At 70.3% G+C, this 1,663-nt stretch carries 1 protein-coding gene; it reads left to right on the top strand.

Annotated elements, in window-relative coordinates:
• Positions 1 to 122: 122 nt before the first annotated feature.
• Entirely contained in the window at positions 123 to 1,499 is a 1,377-nt protein-coding gene (locus IE294_RS46615) for an IS1380 family transposase (RefSeq protein WP_189895370.1), read from the top strand.
• Positions 1,500 to 1,663: the final 164 nt, after the last annotated feature.

A 1,663-nucleotide genomic window follows, 5' to 3' on the forward strand; every position in this document is an offset into this window, starting at 1 on the left:
CCTCGCGCTTTCATGAAGCGGGCTGTCCGACAGACGGGCAGGTAAGCGAAAAGTGCCTCTGACCAGCGAGAATGAGGATTGCTGAGGTCCTTGTTCCCGCCCCTGTCGGAGGCACTTTCCAGGTGAAGCAGCCTACCGGGTCCTACCCCCATGTCCGTGTCCGGGACGACGGCCGAGCCGTGGTCTCGCAGGCCGGTTCGGTCCTGCTGGTCGAAACGGCGCGCAAGATCGGCCTTGACCGGGCCATCTCCGCAGCGCTCGCCCCCTGGCGTAAACCGCGGGCCGTCCACGACCCGGGCAAGGTCCTCCTGGACCTCGCGCTGGCAGTGGCGCTCGGCGGAGACTGCCTCGCCGACGTCGCACTGCTGCGGTCTGAGCCGGCCGTGTTCGGACCGGTTGCCTCCGACCCGACGGTTTCCCGCCTGATCGACACCCTCGCCACCGCCGGCGGAAAGGCCTTGACCGCGATCCGCGCGGCTCGGGCCGAAGCCCGCAGCCGTGTCTGGACGTTGGCTGCAGGCCGGGCTCCGGACGCCGACGGGCGGGTGACCGTGGACCTGGACGGAGTGCTGGTCGTCGCGCACTCGGACAAGCAGGACGCCGCCCCGACCTGGAAGAAGACCTACGGCCACCACCCACTGTTGGGGTTCGTCGACCATGGGCCGGGTGGAACCGGCGAGCCGGTGGCGGCCCTGCTGAGGCCGGGCAACGCGGGCTCGAACACGGCCGCCGACCACATCAGTGCCGCCCGCCTCGCCCTGGCCCAGCTGCCGAAGAAGTACCGGCGCGGGCGGCAGACCCTCATCCGCTGCGATTCCGCAGGCGGCACTCACGAGTTCGTCGCCTGGCTCGCCCGGCGCGGGCGCTGGCTGTCCTACTCGGTCGGCATAGTGATCACCGAGGCCATCCACAGCCACGTCCTCAAGATCCCGACATCGGTCTGGACCCCGGCCGTCGAGACGGACGGCGAGGTCCGCGACGGCGCCTGGGTCGCCGAACTCACCGGCGACCTGCTCGTGGGCTGGCCGAAGGGCATGCGGCTGATCGTCCGCAAGGAACGGCCCCACCCCGGCGCTCAGTTGAGAATCACGGACGCCGACGGCATGCGGATCACCTGCTTCGCCACGAACACCCCCGACCGGCCGATCGCCGAGCTCGAGCTCCGCCACCGGCTGCGGGCCCGCGCGGAGGACCGCATCCGGGCCGCGCGTTCGACCGGCTTGCGCAACCTTCCCCTGCACGACACCGCGCAGAACGGCATCTGGCTGGAGATCGTCCAGATCGCTCTCGACCTGCTGGCCTGGATGCCCATGCTCGCCCTGACCGGCCAGGCAAGGCTCTGGGAACCCCGCCGCCTGCGGTTCCGCCTGTTCTCTGCAGCCGCCCAGCTCGTCACCACCGGTCGGCGCCGCATCCTCCGCCTTGCCCGCCACTGGCCCTGGACCCACGAGATCACAGGCGCCCTCGAACAGCTCGCCCTCCTGCCGAACCCCGGATGACCAGCAGATTCGCCTGTCCCTACGAAAAGAGGACCAGCCCGGAGCAGTGGAACCCGGCGCCCACCCGACGCGACACTCGGGCCCCTGGCCTGCCCTCCACCAACCGCCGAAAGCGAGACGGTCCACCGACTCCGTCGGCGGACCGTCATGCAAGATCGAGGTTA

The organism is Streptomyces canarius, from assembly GCF_014650735.1.
Taxonomy (GTDB): Bacteria; Actinomycetota; Actinomycetes; order Streptomycetales; family Streptomycetaceae; genus Streptomyces; species Streptomyces olivaceoviridis.